Consider the following 14,336-nt stretch of genomic DNA (forward strand, 5'->3'; position numbering starts at 1 on the left):
TCCGTGTGACTACCGGCCGAGTGTTCCTGCTCCGCCATGGCGAGACGGAGTGGTCGCGGACCGGCCGACATACCGGCCGAACCGACGTCCCGCTCACCGAGCACGGCCGCGAGCTGGCGAAAGCCGCCGGCCAGCTGCTGCGAGACCTGCTCGGGGACAGACCACCGGCCCTCGTCCTGACCAGCCCGCGCAGACGGGCGCGCGACACGGCCGAGCTGGCCGGGCTCACGGTGGACGCCGTCGACGAGCGACTCGTCGAGTGGGACTACGGCGACAACGAGGGCCTGACCACACCGGAGATCCAGGAGACGACACCCGGCTGGACGGTCTGGACCCATCCCAGTCCCGGCGGGGAGACGGTCGAGCAGGTGGCTGCCCGCGCGGACGCCGTGCTCGCCGACGTCCAGGCCAGGCTCGGCGACGGCGACGCGGTGTTCATCGGGCACGGGCACTTCAGCCGTGTGCTCGTCGCCCGCTGGATCGACCTCCCCGCCACCGCGGGCGTCCGGTTCTCGATGGAGCCCGCCGCGCTGGCGGTGCTCGGCCACGAGCGGAGTGTGCCGCGGATCGACCACCTCAACCTGCGGTCGGTCGCGTGACCGTCCAGCGCGTGCGCCGCGTGCAGCTGGAGGACGTCCCGGCCGTCGTCGCACTGGTGCACGAGCTCGCCGACTACGAGCGCGAGCCCGCCTCCTGCACCCTCACCGACGAGCAGCTGCGTGCTGCCCTCTTCGGTCCGGAGCCCGCGCTCTTCGGGCACGTGGCAGAGGTCGACGGGGCCGACGGCCCCGAGGTCGTCGGGTGCGCGCTCTGGTTTCTGAACTTCTCCACATGGCGCGGCGTGCACGGCGTGTACCTCGAGGACCTCTACGTCCGCCCTGAGCACCGCGGAACGGGCCTGGGGAAGGCGCTGCTGGCCGCGCTGGCCGCCGTCTGCATCGAGCGCGGCTACGCCCGCCTGGAGTGGGCGGTGCTCGACTGGAACGAGCCCTCGATCCGCTTCTACCGCTCCATCGGGGCCGCACCGAACGACGGGTGGACCACGTTCCGCCTCGACGACGAGCCGCTGGCGGCGCTGGGAGCGCTCAGCGCGCTCCTTGTCCCATCGACCACACCCGGGACTGCTCACTGATCAGCAGCATGAACGTGCCGCCGACGAACACGCCGGCGACGATGCCGGCCACGAGTTGGTGGGACGGGCCCAGCAGGCTGTAGACGACCGGGAGCAGTAACAGTTGGGTGACGATCGCGGGCGTGCGCGCCCAGCGCTTCCCAACGACCAGCCCGACGCCGACGGCGACGAGCCCCGCGCCGACGATCAGGAAGTAGCCGGCCTGACCGAACAGGTTGCCAGGATGTTCGGCGCTCAGCGCCCCGACGATGAGCACCACCGCGAACCCGATGGCCACCAGGGCCTCCACGCCCACCAGCACACCGGCCAGCCGGACCTGCGGTGGCGGTCCCGCCTGCCGCGGCTCCTCGGATGTCACACGGCCAGGATAGGCCGCGGGCCGTACTCCCCCGGACGGCCGACGGCGTTGCCCGGTACGCGGGCACACCACTCGGGTGGATGCCAGCCACGGGCGGTTCCGCAGGGTGCCAAAAGCGCTACGGGTCGTCGTGCGAGACGCGCAGCTCGTCGCAGCCGAGCGGCAGCCGTCACCCAGATTGGTGACGCTCTGCGGCCATTCACCGCTGCTCGTGGACCGTCGAGCCGATAAGGGCTCGCACCAGGGCAAACGTTGGCCCATGGTTGGTCACGGACAAGCGAGCGATCGCGAGGGACTTCTCGCATGGTCCGTCAGGACCCGGGTAATCCGGGGCCTGTCGGGCGGGACGAGGTTGATCGCTCATCGTGATGATTCCGACGGTCGGTAGGCGGGTAGTAACTCGACGTGTTGGAGATCGTTTGCGATGAGTGGGTGAGAGCACTCACTCGAGTCAGCCTTGTCCCTTGAAGATCGAGCGCGCTCGTGAAATCCTTCACAAGCGCGGAAACACCGTGATGGACGACGATCGGCGCGACCCCGATCGCGCAAGTACTAAGGAGCCGAGAGACCATGGATTGGCGTCACCGCGCTATCTGCCGCGACGAGGACCCCGAGCTGTTCTTCCCCGTGGGGACGAGCGGCCCTGCGTTGCTGCAGATCGCCGAGGCCAAGACCGTCTGCCGGCGCTGCCCCGTGGTCACCGAGTGCCTCACCTGGGCGCTTGAGAGTGGCCAGGACGCAGGCGTCTGGGGCGGCATGAGCGAGGACGAGCGGCGGGCGCTCAAGCGCCGCAATGCACGCACCCGCGCCCGCACGGCCTGAGCATTTAGACGGTCTGAGCATTTCAGACGGCCTCAGCGTTTCATACGTCCTGAGCATCTTCAGCTAGCGCCTCACTCCCCAACCCGCACCCTCCAACCGAACACATGCTCCCCAACCACGGGCCCGAAGCCGGACTGCACCCGGCTCCGGGCCCGCGGTCGTTCCACCGGGCGCGCTCGAGGGCAGCACCGGAGGGGGCGGGCCTGCCGACCCGGACGGCGACCACGCAACCGGAACGGCGACCTCTACCCGGAGAGGTTAGCGCCCCTTTAACGAGAGCCTGATGACGGCCTCCGTTCCCCCGCCTGGGCGGTGCCGCACCTCCAGCGCGGAGTTGAGCTCCGAGTCGAGCAGCGTGCGCACGATCTGCAGCCCGAGCCCGGGTGAGCGCTCCAGGTCGGCCAAGGACGCGATCCCCCGCCCGTCGTCAGCCACCACCACGTCCAGCGTGCTCGCCGAGCGCTGCGCCGACACCACGACCTCACCGGCGCGGCCCGGCTCGAAGGCGTGGGCCAGTGCGTTGTGCACCAGTTCCGTGAGCACGAGCACCAGCGGAGTAGCGAGCGCGGCCGAGAGGGTGCCGAAGGTGCCCTCTCGGCGCACCTTGGCTCGCGACTCCGCGGTGGCGCCGTCTCCGATCGCGGGCAGCACCTTGTCGACCAGCTCGTCGAGGTCGACCCGCTCGGCCACCGAGGTCGACAGCGCCTCGTGCACGAGTGCGATGGAGTTGACACGTCGCATGCTCTCCGCGAGCGCCCGGCGGGCTTCCGGGATCGCCGTACGGCGAGCCTGCAGGCGCAGCAGCGCCGCCACCGTTTGGAGGTTGTTCTTGACCCGGTGGTGGATCTCCCGGATCGTCGCGTCCTTCGACAGTAGCGCCATGTCCCGGCGGCGCAGGTCGGTGACGTCACGCACCAGCACGAGCGCGCCCGCAGCGTCGCCGCGGGGACGCAGCGGGAGGGCGCGCACCAGCATCACGGCGCCGCGCGCGTGCACCTCCATCCGCAGCGAGTGCCGCCCGTCCAGCGCGGCTCCGATCCGGCCGGCCACCTCGGCGGCGTCGAACGGGTCGGCCACCAGCTCCCGCGTGGTGAGCGAGAGCGCCACGCCGACGAGGTCGCTCGCGTGACCCATGCGGTGGTAGGCCGAGAGCGCGTTGGGGCTCGCGTAGGCCACCAGGCCGTGCGCGTCGAGGCGGATCAGGCCGTCGCCGGCGCGCGGGCTCGTGTCGGCACCTACTACGGACGCCCGCGGCGGGAACGTGCCGTCGGCCACCATCTGGCACAGGTCCGAGGCGCTGCCGAGGTAGGCGATCTCCAGCGGGCTCGGCACCCGCGGCATGGCGAGGTTGGTGTCGCGCGACAGCACGGCGACGACGGAACGCCCGTGGCGCACCGGGATCGTCTCCCGGCGCACCGGCACCTCCAGGTGCCACCGCGGGTTCTCCTCGCGGCAGATGCGGCCCTCGACGACCGCCCGGCGCAGCTGGGGGTTGTCGGCCGCCGTGACGCGGGCGGCGACGATGTCCTCCGGATGTGCCGTCGGCGCGGTGGTGGGCCGGGCTTGCGCCACACACAGGAACTCGGTGTTGCCGACCAGCGGGATCCACAGCAGGAAGTCGGCGAACGACATGTCGGCGAGCAGTTGCCACTCCGCGACCACGCGCTGGAGGTGCTCGACGGCGCCGCCGGTCAGCTCCGTGTGCTCCGCGAGCAACTCACTCAGCGTGGACACCCGATGCCTCCCAGTCCGTGCCCGTACGAATCTCATCCAACCACGTGGGAGGATCGAGCCATCCCTGGACGCATGAGGAGGTAGCCATGTCCAAGCGCGCACGCAAGCGCCGCGACCGCAGCAAGAAGGGCGCGAACCACGGCAAGAAGCCCAACACCTGAGACGTGACGCGCGAAGCCGCTGCGGGAACGGCGCCTCCCGGTGCCGTTCCCCGGCGGTCAGCCGCGCTGCTCGATGCGCGCGCTGCGCACCTCGACTGTTGTGGTGCCCTCGGGGCCCATCTCCACCGTGACCTCGGCCTGCTCCAGCACCGCTACTCGGATTTGCTGGCGCAGCCGGTCCTTCAGCCCGGCGGGCGCGTGCTCCCCGCCGCACTTCGCGGCCAGCAACCGCTTGAGCTTCTCGTCGATGCCGTACTCCGACAGGCACGGCCCACACTCGTCCAGGTGCTGGGCGAGCAGCCGCCTGCGGCCCTCGTCGCACTCGTTGTCGAGGAAGACCCACACCTCGGCGAGGACCTCGGAGCAGTCGGTCTCGTGGTGGTTTCCGCAGCTCATCGTTGGCCCTCGCTAGCGCTCTGTAGACGCTTCGCGCCACGGCTCGTAGCCGACTCGCTCGCAATCTCGCTCATGAGGAGACCTCCTCGTCCTGCCGTCCACGCAGGAACCCACGGTCACGTGCGGTGTCGGTGAGCATGTCCCGCAGCTGGCGCCTGCCCCGGTGCAGCCGGGACATCACCGTGCCTATGGGAGTGCCCATGATGTCAGCGATCTCCTTGTAGGCGAAGCCCTCGACATCGGCGAGGTACACCGCCATCCGGAAGTCGTCCGGCAGCTGCTGCAGCGCCGCCTTCACGTCGTTGTCCGGCAGCCGGTCGAGCGCTTCCATCTCGGCGGACGGCAGCCCCTGCGAGGTGTGCTCACCGGCCTGGGCGATCTGCCAGTCCGTGATTTCCTCGGTGGGCGCCTGCACCGGCTGGCGCTGACGCTTGCGGTAGCCGTTGATGTAGGTGTTGGTGAGGATGCGGTAGAGCCACGCCTTGAGGTTCGTGCCCGCGCGGAACGTCCGAAAAGCCGAGTAGGCCTTCAGGTAGGTCTCCTGCACCAGGTCCTCGGCGTCGGACGGGTTGCGGGTCATCCGCAACGCGGCACCGTAGAGCTGGTCGATCAGCGGCATCGCGTCGCGCTCGAAGCGCGCCGCGCGATCCTCCGCCGTCTCGTGCGACTCCTCTACCTGGCCTGCTTCGCCCGGGGCAGCGTCGACCTGACCATCGACATGACCGTCCGTGGCCGCGTCGGCCTGCTCGAACTCGGTCCGGGCAGCCCCCGCCGCATTCTGCTCGGTGCCGGGCACCGCGCTCCTCTCGCGCCGGGCCGCGCGCCTGGCGACCTCGGGGACGGCCACCGCTGCGGCGGCCGCATGATGCGACGAGCCTACGCCGCCCGGCCTCCCCCGGCCCGCGGGACGCCGCCTCGAAGCAGGACGCCGGGGGTCAATCAGTGCCTGTACCACGGACGCTTCAACGCGGGACCCCGCCGGGTGATTCCCCTTGCAACCGTTGCGGGAGACTAACGTCCGCCCCGTGGCAGGGAAGGGGACGCCGGCGACCGCGCTCCTCGTCAAGAAGGGTGTGGCGCACCGCGTGCACAGCTACACCCATGGCGACGGGCAGGCGTACGGCCCTGAGGCGGCCGAGCGGCTGGGGCTCGATCCCGAGCGGGTGTTCAAGACCCTCGTCGCGGACGTGGACGGCGCGCTCACCGTCGGGGTGGTCCCGGTGGCCGCGACGCTCGACCTCAAGGCGCTCGCCGCCGCCGTCGGGGGCAAGCGGGCGAAGATGGCGGACGTGACAGCAGCCGAGCGCGCCACCGGCTACGTAGCAGGCGGAATCTCGCCGTTGGGCCAGCGCAAACACCTCCCCACCGTCGTCGACGCGTCGGCGGAGCGGTTCGAGACGGTGTTCTGCAGCGGGGGCAGGCGCGGGCTGGAGATCGAGTTGGCGCCCGCCGACCTGGTGCTTCTGGCGGGCGCTCGGGTGGCCCCCATCGCCGGCTGACCCATGGCCGGCTGACCCCCGGCGCGGGAAGTCACCCCGCCGGCGCTAGGAGGGTCCTGAACAACTCCGCCCGTAGCGAGCGGCGTCCAGGTGGGTGCATCGCAAGGCGGGCGATCGGGCCGATACCGCTGTTGTATCGGGCCGATCGTCCAACGCCGCGAGGTGCCCGCCTGGGCGGCGCGCAGTAGGGCCGAGTTGTTCAGGGCGCTCCTAGCACGAGCCCGGCGAGCCAGTCGGTCACCGCCGCCCGCAGCCCGGGGGTGTCGGACTTCAGGGAGTGGTCGCCGCGCAGCAGCACCACGTCGCGGCCGGGGGCGGGCTCGGGGCGGCCGAACGGGTCGGTCAGCCCCTGCACCACGAGCACGGGGACCGTCGGGGCGGCCAGCTCCGGGAGTCGGTCCTTCTCCGGCTTCCCCGGCGGGTGGACAGGGAACGCGAGGCAGAGCACACCGACCGCCCCGCCGTCCGCGGCGGTGCGGCAGGCTACCCGGGCTCCAGAGCTGCGCCCGCCGAAGACCAGCGGGAGCGGCCACTCCGCGCGCACGTGCTCGACGACCGCTAGCCACGCGGCGTCCAGCTGTGCCGCGGGGGCGGGCGCGCGGCGGCCCGCGACGCGGTATGGCTGCTCCACCAGCACGACGTGCAGCCCGGCGGCGACCGCAGCGCCGGCGGCCGTGACGAGGTCAGGTGCGCTCACCCCGCCGCCGGCGCCGTGCCCGAGGATCAGGGTGGCCCGCGCGTCCCCGTCGGCCTCCCGGCGGATGATCCGGGCGGCCCCGTGGGGTGTGGCGACCTCGGTGCCCGCGCTCATTTCGGGTTCGGCCCGGCGAGCAGGTCGAGCTGCAAGGGCTCCCGGACCTCCTCGGGTGGCAGCTCCGCGACCAGCTGCGGGCCGTTGTTGCGCACGCTGTTGACCAGCGGCGACACCGGGCGCAGCTCCAGCGCCGACACCAGGTCGAGGGACGGCGGGCGCAGCAGCTCGGTCACGGCGTCGGCGTCGGCGCGCGTGTCCGGGTCGAGCCAGGCGTCCCACGCGGACGGCGGGAGCACCAGCGGCATCCGGTCGTGCACCTGCGCCAGCGGCCCGACGGCTGCGGTCGTGAGGACCGTCGCGGTCACGAGCCCGTCCGGGTACTCGTTGTCGGGATCGTCCTTGGGCTTCCAGTACTCCCACAGCCCGGCCATCGCGAGCGAGCTGCCGTCGGCGTAGTGGGTGTAGTACGGCTGCTTGTGCCCTGCTGTTGAGGTCTGGGGCCCGCGCTGCCACTCGAACCAGCCGTCGGCGGGGATGAGGCAGCGCCGGGAGTTCAGCGCGCGCTTGAAGGCGGGCTTCTCGGCCGCCGACTCGGAGCGCGCGTTGATCATGCGGGCCCCGCTCTTGGGATCCTTCGCCCATGACGGAACGAGCCCCCAGCGCACCATCCGCAGTGTGCGCTCGGTGCGGTCCGGGTCGGGCGTGCCCTCCTCGTCGCGGGGGTGGCGCTCGACGACCGTGATGATCTGCTTGGTTGGCGCGACGTTGTAGTCGGTCTTCGCCGCGCCGTCGGTGACGTCGACCGCGCGGAACTCGTCGGCGAGGTCGGCTGGAGCCTTGATCGAGGCGTATCGGCCGCACATGCGTCCATCGTCCCAGCCGGGCGGCCGCTCGGCACACAGCCCGCGCTCGGTCGTCGCGGAACGGCTCTGGCAGCGCCTGGTGGCGGCTACCCTCAAGGCATGCCCGAGCCGGACGAGGAGAGCCTCGAGTCCCGCGTCCGCAACCTCGAGGACGAGGTCCGCGTCTCCCGATCCGACGCCGCCGCAGCCCGTGTACTGGCAGGTGGCGCCGACCGCGAGGTGTCGGACGTGCGTTCGGAGCTGCGAGCCCACAACCAGGTGCTCAACGCGCTGCGTGAGACCCAGCTGGAGCAGGGGCAACAGATCGCCGAGCTGCGATCGGAGCTGCGCTTGGAGGTCGGGCAGCTGCGTTCGGAGATGCAGCAGGGCTTCGGGACGCTGCACACCGGGATGGCGCAGATCACGGCCCTCCTCACGACTCGTGACGACGGCGAGTCCGGCTGAGCGCTGGTCAGCGCTCCAGCTCCGCGTGCCGCTCCAGGAACTTCGCGATGTCGTCGGGCTCGTCCGCGAGCCGCGCCAGCCGGACCGTCACCTCCGGCGCCGCCGCGGCCCTGGCGTTCAGCCCCTGCACTCCAAGGTTCAATCGGCGTCATCCGATCTCCAGCACGGCCTTGCCCGGCACCCGCCGCTCCAGCAGGGCCTGCGCGACGTCGACGACGTGGTGCCAGTCCTCGCGGAGCCCGATCTGCGGGTCCAGCTCGCCGCGAGCGACCAGGTCCAGCAGGACATCCAGTTCGGGTCCAACGCCCTCTCCGCACGGCCTGCAACGCGGTGATCCCCGCCGCCGGCAGCGCCGCCAGCGTCGGGGCGAATGGCGGTACCGTCCAAGACCTGTTCCCATAACCTCTGGTTGTGGATGTGCGGGTGCTGGACCTGCGGTACTTCGTCGCCGTCGCTGAGGAGCTGAGCTTCACGCGCGCGGCCGAGCGCCTCTTCGTCTCGCAGCCCGCGCTGAGCAAGCAGATCCGCCAGCTGGAGACCCAGCTGCGGGCCGAGCTCTTCACCCGCGGCCACCGCCAGGTGGCGCTCACAGCGGCGGGCGCGGCGCTCCTGCCACGCGCCAGGGCTCTCATCGCGGAGTGGAAGAACGCAGTCGAGGACGTTCACACGGCGGCAGCGGCCGACCAGCACGTGCTCACGGTCGGGTTCCACACCCGGATCGGCCGCGGGCTCGTCCCGGCCATCACCGCGACGATGCAGGAGCGGCTCCCGGGGTGGGCGCTGAAGTTCCGGCAGGTGCCCTGGGACGACCCCGCGGTGGGGCTCGCGGGCGGCGGCGTCGACGTGGCGGTGGCGTGGCTGCCGGTGCCCGCCGGGTTGTCGAGCCGCACGATCGCCACGGAGGAGCGCTGGGTTGCGATGGCAACATGGCATCCGCTCGCCGAGCGTCCGAGTGTGACCTTCGCCGACATCCAGGACGAGGTCTTCGTCGCGCTGCCGGCGTCGGCGGGCGGGATGCGGGACTTCTGGCTCGCCGCCGACCAGCGCACGTCCCCACCCAGGGTCGCTGCCGAGGCGACCACGGCCGACGAGGCGTTCGAGATCGTTGCGGCCGGTCGAGCGATGGTGCTGCTGTCGGAGGGGAACTCCGAGCTGTACGGCCGGGACGACGTCGTGCACCGCCCGGTGACCGACCTGCCGCCCGCCGAGCTGGCCGTCATCTGGCGCACAGGCGACCGGCGTACTGCCGTGCGGGTGGTCGCCGACACCTGTTTCGCGTGCGCGACGGCTGCCGGTGCGACAGCTTCGTGACCGGATGCGGGACTATTGGCCCGTGACCGACACCTGGGCCGCCCCGATCGCCTCCGGACCCGTCCGCGGTCGTGTGTCCGTGCCCGGCTCCAAGTCCGTGACGAACCGCGCTCTCCTGCTGGCCGCGCTGTCCGGCGGCGCCGCCACCGTGTCCGGGGCTCCGGCGTCCCGCGACACCGCGCTGATGGTCGGTGCCCTGCGCGCGCTCGGCGTCCCGGTCCAGGTGGACGGCGAGCAGGTCTCGTTCGGCGCTCACGACGGGCTGCGCGGCGGCGGCCCAGCACACCCGAGCCGGATCGACTGCGGCCTCGCGGGCACCGTGATGCGGTTCGTTCCCCCGGCCGCGGCGCTGGCCGACGGGCTTGTGGGCTTCGACGGCGACCCGCGCGCCCGGGAGCGCCCGATGGGCACGGTGCTCGACGCGCTGCGTGCGCTCGGGGCGGGCGTCGACGGCGACAGCCTGCCGTTCGTGCTGCACGGCACCGGCGTCGTGCCCGGCGGTGACGTCGTCATCGACGCTTCGGCGTCGTCGCAGTTCGTGTCCGGCCTGCTGCTGTCCGGCGCGCGCTACGACAAGGGAGTCACGGTGCACCACGACGGCAAGCCGGTGCCGTCGCTCCCGCACATCGAGATGACGGTGGCGATGCTGCGCGAGGCGGGCGTCCAGGTCGACGACAGCGAACCCGACACCTGGCGCGTGACGCCGGGCCCGATCGCCGCGCGCGACTGGGCGGTGGAGCCGGACCTGTCGAACGCCGGAGTCTTCCTCGCCGCTGCGGCAGTCACGGGGGGCGAGGTGACCGTGATCGGCTGGCCTGAGGACTCCACGCAGCCCGGCACCGAGATCCTGTCCGTGCTGGCCCAGGCCGGGTGCGAGGTCACCGCAGGCCCGGACGGGATGACCGTGCGCGGCCCCGCGGAGCTGGCAGGAGTCGACGTCGACCTGCATGACGCGAGCGAGCTGACGCCCACGGTCGCCGCCGTCGCCGCGCTCGCCGGCGGCCCGTCTCACATCCGCGGCGTGGCACACATCAGGGGCCATGAGACCGACCGGCTGGCCGCGCTCGCCACCGAGCTGAACGCGCTCGGCGGCGAGGTGACCGAGACCCCGGACGGGCTGGAGATCCGGCCCGTGCCGCTCACCGGGCGCTCCGACCGGCCGTGGGGCGCCTACGCCGACCACCGGATGGCCACGGCGGGCGCGCTCGTCGGCCTGGTCGTGCCCGGTGTCGAGGTGGACGACATCGGCTCCACGGGCAAGACCATGCCGGACTTCCCTGCACGCTGGGCGGCGCTGCTCGGGTGAGTCGCTGCCGGTGAGTTCGCGCGAGTACGACGAGTCCGACGTCCGGGTCCGCCCTGGCCGCCGGGGGTCGCGGCCACGCACCAAACGCCGCCCCGACCACGCCGACGCGGCCGAGGCGATGGTCACCACGGTCGACCGCGGCCGCTGGACGTGTGCGCCCGACGGCGACTCGACCCGCCCGCCCGTCACGGCCATGCGGGCCCGGGAGCTGGGCCGCACGCCGATCGTCGTGGGCGACCGGGTCGGTCTCGTCGGCGACCTGTCCGGCGCCCCGGACACCATCGCCCGGATCGTGCGGGTGGAGGAGCGCAGCACCGTGCTGCGCCGCACGGCGGACGACACCGACCCGTTCGAGCGGGTGGTGGTCGCCAACGCCGAGCAGCTCGTGATCGTCACGGCCGTGGCCGACCCGGTGCCGCGCACCGGCTTCGTCGACCGCTGCCTCGTCGCCGCCTACGCGGGCGGCCTCGCGCCGGTGCTCTGCCTGACTAAGACCGACCTCGCCGACCCGGAGCCGTTCGCCGCGCAGTACCGCGAACTGGACATCCCCGTGCTCGTCACCCGCCGCGACCGCGAGCCGACGGAGCTCGCCGAGGTGCTCGCCGGGCGCGTCTCGGCTCTGGTCGGGCATTCGGGCGTGGGCAAGTCCACGCTGGTCAACGCGCTGGTGCCGGACGCCGAGCGGGCCGTCGGCGCCGTGTCGGCCGTCGGGAAGGGCCGGCACACCACCACCGCCGCGCTCGCCCTCCCGCTCCCCGAGGACTGCGGCGGCGGGTGGGTCGTCGACACGCCGGGCATCCGCTCGTTCGGGCTCGCGCACGTCACCCCGGACGACATCCCTGCCGCGTTCGACGACCTCGCTGCCGCGATCGAGGACTGCCCCAGAGGCTGTGGCCACCTCGGCCCGCCCGCGGACCCCGAATGCGCACTCGACAGCCTCGTGGAGAAGGGGCAGCTGCGTCCGGCGCGGCTCGCCGCGCTGCGGAGGGTCCTGGTAGCCCTCCGACCAGGCTGATGAGAGGCTCGACGTCATGACCACCGGGGAGGGATCGTCGCCGCTGCGGATCGGCAACACCGAACGCACAGCCGCGATGAAGGCACTGGACGAGCACCTCGAGGCAGGACGGCTCGGTGTCGAGGAGTACGCGGACCGGTCCGCCAAAGCCGCCAACGCAGTCGTCGCCGGTGAACTCGCCGATCTCTTCACCGACCTACCGGAACCGCACCCGGCGCTACCCGGCACACCCGCCGCTCCGCCGCCGACCGCGCCGCTGCCCGTGACGCCGCCGACAGGCGAGGTCGCGCCTGCGGCGGGGAGCGCGCTCGACACGTGGGGCCCGCGGCTCGTCGCCGTCGCGCCGCTGGTGGCGATCGCGCTGTTCTTCATCACCCGGCAGTGGGTGTTCTTCCTGCTGATCCCGGTGGCGGGGGCGCTGTTCTACGGCCGGCGACGGTAAGGGCTCACTCCCCAGACGGGCCCGTACGCCACAGGCTCTGCACACATCCACGCGCCGGGCGCGTATGTGTGTGCAGAGCCTGGCGCAGCGTCAGGGCCGGTCGACGAGGAACGCCACCTCGGACGGGTCGTACCAGGCCAGGTCATGATCCTCGGCCTCGCCGATCAGGAACTCCGCGTCCAGGTCGCCCATGTCGGCCGCGTCCACCGCGCCGGCCGCCTGACGCACGGCGTACTCGGCCTCCTCCGTGTCGATGTGCACCGAGGCGATCACCTCGAACGGCACGGAGCCCGCGATCCGTACGGCGCCGTCGTCGAGGTCGGGCCGCAGCGTCACGTCCAGGTCGGCCGCAACCACCACCCGCCGCGCGGGCGTGCCTTCCTCGCCGAGGCCGAACTCCACCGACAGCAGCCGCAGCGAGGCCCGCGCGGCCTCGTTCATGGCGGCGTACTCGAGCTCCTCGTCGTCGCCGCTGGTGTATGCCTCGCGCAGGGCAGGCGTGAGCGCGAACGCCGTGCCGCCGATGGGGTCCAGCCGGCCGGTCTTGACCAGCGTCCGGAGCATCGGCCAGGTCGCCGGGACGTAGACCCTCATCGCAGGACCTCGCTGCACTCGGCCCGCGGTGAGGGCAGGCACTGTGTCGATGATTCGCTCGCAAGCTCGCTCACGTGGGTCATGACGGCACCGTCGACAGGAGCTCGTCGAGCGACTCGTCCACCATGCCTGCGAGCACGTCGAGGTCGGGCATCGCGTCGCGGTCGCCGTTGAAGCCGTAGTAGACGCCGCCGTCGTAAGAGGTGAGCCCGATTGCGAGAGCCTGGCCCTTCGCCAGCGGCACCACCGGGAACATCTCGAGCATCCGGGCGCCCGCTGCGTAGAGCGGGAACTGGGGTCCCGGCACGTTCGTCACCACCAAGTTGAAGAGCCGCTTCGAGAACCCGCTCGCCGCGCGCGCCCCCAGTGCATGCAGCGTAGGCGGGGCGAACCCGCCAATCCGGACCAGGGTGTCGGCCCCGACCGACTGGCCGTTCGAGGTGTGCTCGCGCATCGCGTGTGAGACCTGGTGCAGCCGGACCACCGGGCTGGGCTCACCGACCGGCAGGTCGACCAGGAAGGAGGAGACCCGGTTGCCCAGCGAGCCCGACGTGGCCGAGCTGGGCACGTCGGCCTCGCCGCGCACCGAGAGCGGCACCATCGCCCGCACCGTCGACGACGGCGTGACCGGCTCCCCGCGCGAGAGCAGCCAGCTGCGCAGGGCCCCGGAGACGACGCTCAGCACCACGTCGTTGACGGTGCAGCCGTGCGCGGCGCGGACCCGCCGGTAGGCCTCCAGCTGCGTGCGGGCGACCGCGAATCGGCGCTGTGTGGAGATGTCGACGTTGAGCGGGGAGCCGGGGGCGCCCATGCTGGCCGTCCACGCGATCGAGAACAGCTTGCCGGCAGCGCCCGCGACCTTGCCGACCGTGGCCATCGCGTCGCCCGCCGCCACGCGGGCGTTCTCCACGATCTCCCCCGGCCGGGACACCGCCTCTGCGACAGCGCCGAGCACCAGCTCCGCGGGGCTCGGCTCCGGCCGCGGCATCCACAGCTCCTCGGGCCGCACCCGGACCTCGGTGGAGACGTCGAGGATGACCTGGCCGATGTCGATCGCGCTGATGCCGTCGACCATGGCCTGGTGGGTCTTGGTGATTACGGCGGCGCGCCCGCGCGCGAGCCCCTCGACCAGGTACATCTCCCACAGCGGCCGGGTGTGGTCGAGCGGGCGGGACATCAGGCGGGCCACCAGCTCGGTGAGCTGCTCGTCCGAACCGGGCTTGGGGAGCCCGGAGCGACGGACGTGGTAGGCCACGTCGAATTCGGGATCGTCGATCCACACCGGCCGCGCGAGGTTGCCCGGCACGTACCGCACCTTCTGCCGGTAGCGCGGCACCAGCGCGATCCGTTGCTCGACCAGCTCGACCAGCCGGTCGTAGTCGAACCCCCCGCCCCGCGGCCGACGGAAGATCGACACCGCTCCGACGTGCATCGGAGTGGTGGGTTGCTCAAGGTAGAGGAACGAGGCGTCGAGGGCGGAGAGCCGGGGCGGCATGGACCGATCC

20 protein-coding genes are annotated in these 14,336 nt (G+C 72.3%); 10 read left to right on the forward strand and 10 right to left on the reverse strand.

Annotated features, from left to right (window positions below):
- Positions 1 to 5 precede the first annotated feature (5 nt).
- Together ABD143_RS00715 and ABD143_RS00720 are read left to right on the forward strand one after the other, a co-directional pair.
- A complete protein-coding gene (locus ABD143_RS00715) occupies positions 6 to 599 on the forward strand; it encodes an acid phosphatase (RefSeq protein ID WP_343969577.1) in 594 nt (197 codons plus the stop codon).
- Positions 596 to 1,132: a GNAT family N-acetyltransferase gene (locus ABD143_RS00720; RefSeq protein WP_343969580.1), complete on the forward strand. Its 537-nt coding sequence runs from the start codon at positions 596 to 598 to the stop codon at positions 1,130 to 1,132. The genes ABD143_RS00715 and ABD143_RS00720 overlap by 4 nt, the downstream gene beginning before the upstream one ends.
- On the opposite strand, the gene ABD143_RS00725 is transcribed toward ABD143_RS00720, so the two are convergent.
- The gene (locus tag ABD143_RS00725) at positions 1,086 to 1,490 is read right to left on the reverse strand and encodes a hypothetical protein (RefSeq protein WP_343969583.1); all 405 of its coding nucleotides are present in this window, start codon (positions 1,488 to 1,490) and stop codon (positions 1,086 to 1,088) included. The genes ABD143_RS00720 and ABD143_RS00725 overlap by 47 nt on opposite strands.
- Before the next feature lie 570 nt (positions 1,491 to 2,060).
- Here ABD143_RS00725 and ABD143_RS00730 point away from each other — a divergent pair.
- Complete coding sequence (locus tag ABD143_RS00730) at positions 2,061 to 2,312, forward strand: WhiB family transcriptional regulator (protein WP_075950692.1); 252 nt, start codon at positions 2,061 to 2,063, stop codon at positions 2,310 to 2,312.
- A gap of 258 nt (positions 2,313 to 2,570) precedes the next feature.
- On the opposite strand, the gene ABD143_RS00735 is transcribed toward ABD143_RS00730, so the two are convergent.
- Positions 2,571 to 4,046, reverse strand: a complete 1,476-nt coding sequence (locus tag ABD143_RS00735; RefSeq protein WP_343969586.1) for a histidine kinase N-terminal domain-containing protein — start codon at positions 4,044 to 4,046, stop codon at positions 2,571 to 2,573.
- 86 nt (positions 4,047 to 4,132) lie between these two features.
- On the opposite strand from ABD143_RS00735, the gene ABD143_RS38090 reads away from it, so the two are divergent.
- Positions 4,133 to 4,207 carry a 50S ribosomal protein bL37 gene (locus ABD143_RS38090; protein WP_379659652.1) on the forward strand — a complete coding sequence of 25 codons (75 nt, stop codon included), beginning with the start codon at positions 4,133 to 4,135 and terminating at the stop codon, positions 4,205 to 4,207.
- A 57-nt stretch (positions 4,208 to 4,264) separates the two neighbouring features.
- Here ABD143_RS38090 and rsrA read toward each other — a convergent pair whose 3' ends face one another.
- Both rsrA and ABD143_RS00745 read right to left on the reverse strand, forming a co-directional pair.
- Complete coding sequence (gene rsrA / locus ABD143_RS00740; protein ID WP_343969589.1) at positions 4,265 to 4,603, reverse strand: mycothiol system anti-sigma-R factor; 339 nt, start codon at positions 4,601 to 4,603, stop codon at positions 4,265 to 4,267.
- A gap of 70 nt (positions 4,604 to 4,673) precedes the next feature.
- Entirely contained in the window at positions 4,674 to 5,399 is a 726-nt protein-coding gene (locus ABD143_RS00745; protein WP_343969592.1) for a sigma-70 family RNA polymerase sigma factor, read from the reverse strand.
- A gap of 229 nt (positions 5,400 to 5,628) precedes the next feature.
- Between ABD143_RS00745 and ybaK the strand changes: the two genes are divergently transcribed.
- Positions 5,629 to 6,102, forward strand: a complete 474-nt coding sequence (gene ybaK / locus ABD143_RS00750) for a Cys-tRNA(Pro) deacylase (RefSeq protein ID WP_343969595.1) — start codon at positions 5,629 to 5,631, stop codon at positions 6,100 to 6,102.
- A 199-nt stretch (positions 6,103 to 6,301) separates the two neighbouring features.
- On the opposite strand, the gene ABD143_RS00755 is transcribed toward ybaK, so the two are convergent.
- Both ABD143_RS00755 and ABD143_RS00760 read right to left on the reverse strand, forming a co-directional pair.
- Positions 6,302 to 6,913: an alpha/beta hydrolase family protein gene (locus ABD143_RS00755; protein ID WP_343969598.1), complete on the reverse strand. Its 612-nt coding sequence runs from the start codon at positions 6,911 to 6,913 to the stop codon at positions 6,302 to 6,304.
- On the reverse strand, positions 6,910 to 7,719 hold the full coding sequence (locus ABD143_RS00760) for an SOS response-associated peptidase (RefSeq protein ID WP_343969601.1): 810 nt from the start codon (positions 7,717 to 7,719) through the stop codon (positions 6,910 to 6,912). Before ABD143_RS00760 ends, ABD143_RS00755 begins: the two co-directional genes overlap by 4 nt.
- A 99-nt stretch (positions 7,720 to 7,818) precedes the next feature.
- Between ABD143_RS00760 and ABD143_RS00765 the strand changes: the two genes are divergently transcribed.
- Positions 7,819 to 8,163: a hypothetical protein gene (locus tag ABD143_RS00765; protein ID WP_343969604.1), complete on the forward strand. Its 345-nt coding sequence runs from the start codon at positions 7,819 to 7,821 to the stop codon at positions 8,161 to 8,163.
- 7 nt (positions 8,164 to 8,170) lie between these two features.
- Here the strand turns inward: ABD143_RS00765 and ABD143_RS00770 are convergent, their stop codons facing one another.
- Entirely contained in the window at positions 8,171 to 8,305 is a 135-nt protein-coding gene (locus ABD143_RS00770; RefSeq protein WP_343969606.1) for a hypothetical protein, read from the reverse strand.
- Between the two features lie 6 nt (positions 8,306 to 8,311).
- Positions 8,312 to 8,563, reverse strand: coding sequence for a hypothetical protein (locus ABD143_RS00775; RefSeq protein WP_343969609.1), 252 nt, complete (start codon positions 8,561 to 8,563; stop codon positions 8,312 to 8,314).
- An 11-nt stretch (positions 8,564 to 8,574) separates the two neighbouring features.
- Here ABD143_RS00775 and ABD143_RS00780 point away from each other — a divergent pair, with 11 nt between their 5' ends.
- Genes ABD143_RS00780 through ABD143_RS00795 form a run of 4 tightly spaced genes read left to right on the forward strand, consistent with a single transcriptional unit; the run spans position 8,575 to position 12,237 of the window.
- Positions 8,575 to 9,474, forward strand: coding sequence for a LysR family transcriptional regulator (locus ABD143_RS00780; protein ID WP_343969612.1), 900 nt, complete (start codon positions 8,575 to 8,577; stop codon positions 9,472 to 9,474).
- 22 nt (positions 9,475 to 9,496) lie between these two features.
- A complete protein-coding gene (aroA, locus tag ABD143_RS00785; protein ID WP_343969615.1) occupies positions 9,497 to 10,780 on the forward strand; it encodes a 3-phosphoshikimate 1-carboxyvinyltransferase in 1,284 nt (427 codons plus the stop codon).
- Between the two features lie 4 nt (positions 10,781 to 10,784).
- Positions 10,785 to 11,795, forward strand: a complete 1,011-nt coding sequence (gene rsgA / locus ABD143_RS00790) for a ribosome small subunit-dependent GTPase A (protein WP_379659653.1) — start codon at positions 10,785 to 10,787, stop codon at positions 11,793 to 11,795.
- Between the two features lie 16 nt (positions 11,796 to 11,811).
- Positions 11,812 to 12,237 (forward strand): DUF1707 SHOCT-like domain-containing protein, encoded by a 426-nt coding sequence (locus ABD143_RS00795; RefSeq protein WP_343969621.1) that lies wholly within the window; start codon positions 11,812 to 11,814, stop codon positions 12,235 to 12,237.
- Between the two features lie 90 nt (positions 12,238 to 12,327).
- Here ABD143_RS00795 and ABD143_RS00800 read toward each other — a convergent pair whose 3' ends face one another.
- Together ABD143_RS00800 and ABD143_RS00805 are read right to left on the reverse strand one after the other, a co-directional pair.
- On the reverse strand, positions 12,328 to 12,831 hold the full coding sequence (locus ABD143_RS00800; protein WP_343969624.1) for a DUF6912 family protein: 504 nt from the start codon (positions 12,829 to 12,831) through the stop codon (positions 12,328 to 12,330).
- Between the two features lie 79 nt (positions 12,832 to 12,910).
- Positions 12,911 to 14,326 (reverse strand): WS/DGAT/MGAT family O-acyltransferase, encoded by a 1,416-nt coding sequence (locus tag ABD143_RS00805; protein ID WP_343969627.1) that lies wholly within the window; start codon positions 14,324 to 14,326, stop codon positions 12,911 to 12,913.
- Between the last annotated feature and the right edge of the window lie 10 nt (positions 14,327 to 14,336).

This window comes from Pseudonocardia aurantiaca, assembly GCF_039526725.1.
Taxonomy (GTDB): Bacteria; Actinomycetota; Actinomycetes; order Mycobacteriales; family Pseudonocardiaceae; genus Pseudonocardia; species Pseudonocardia aurantiaca.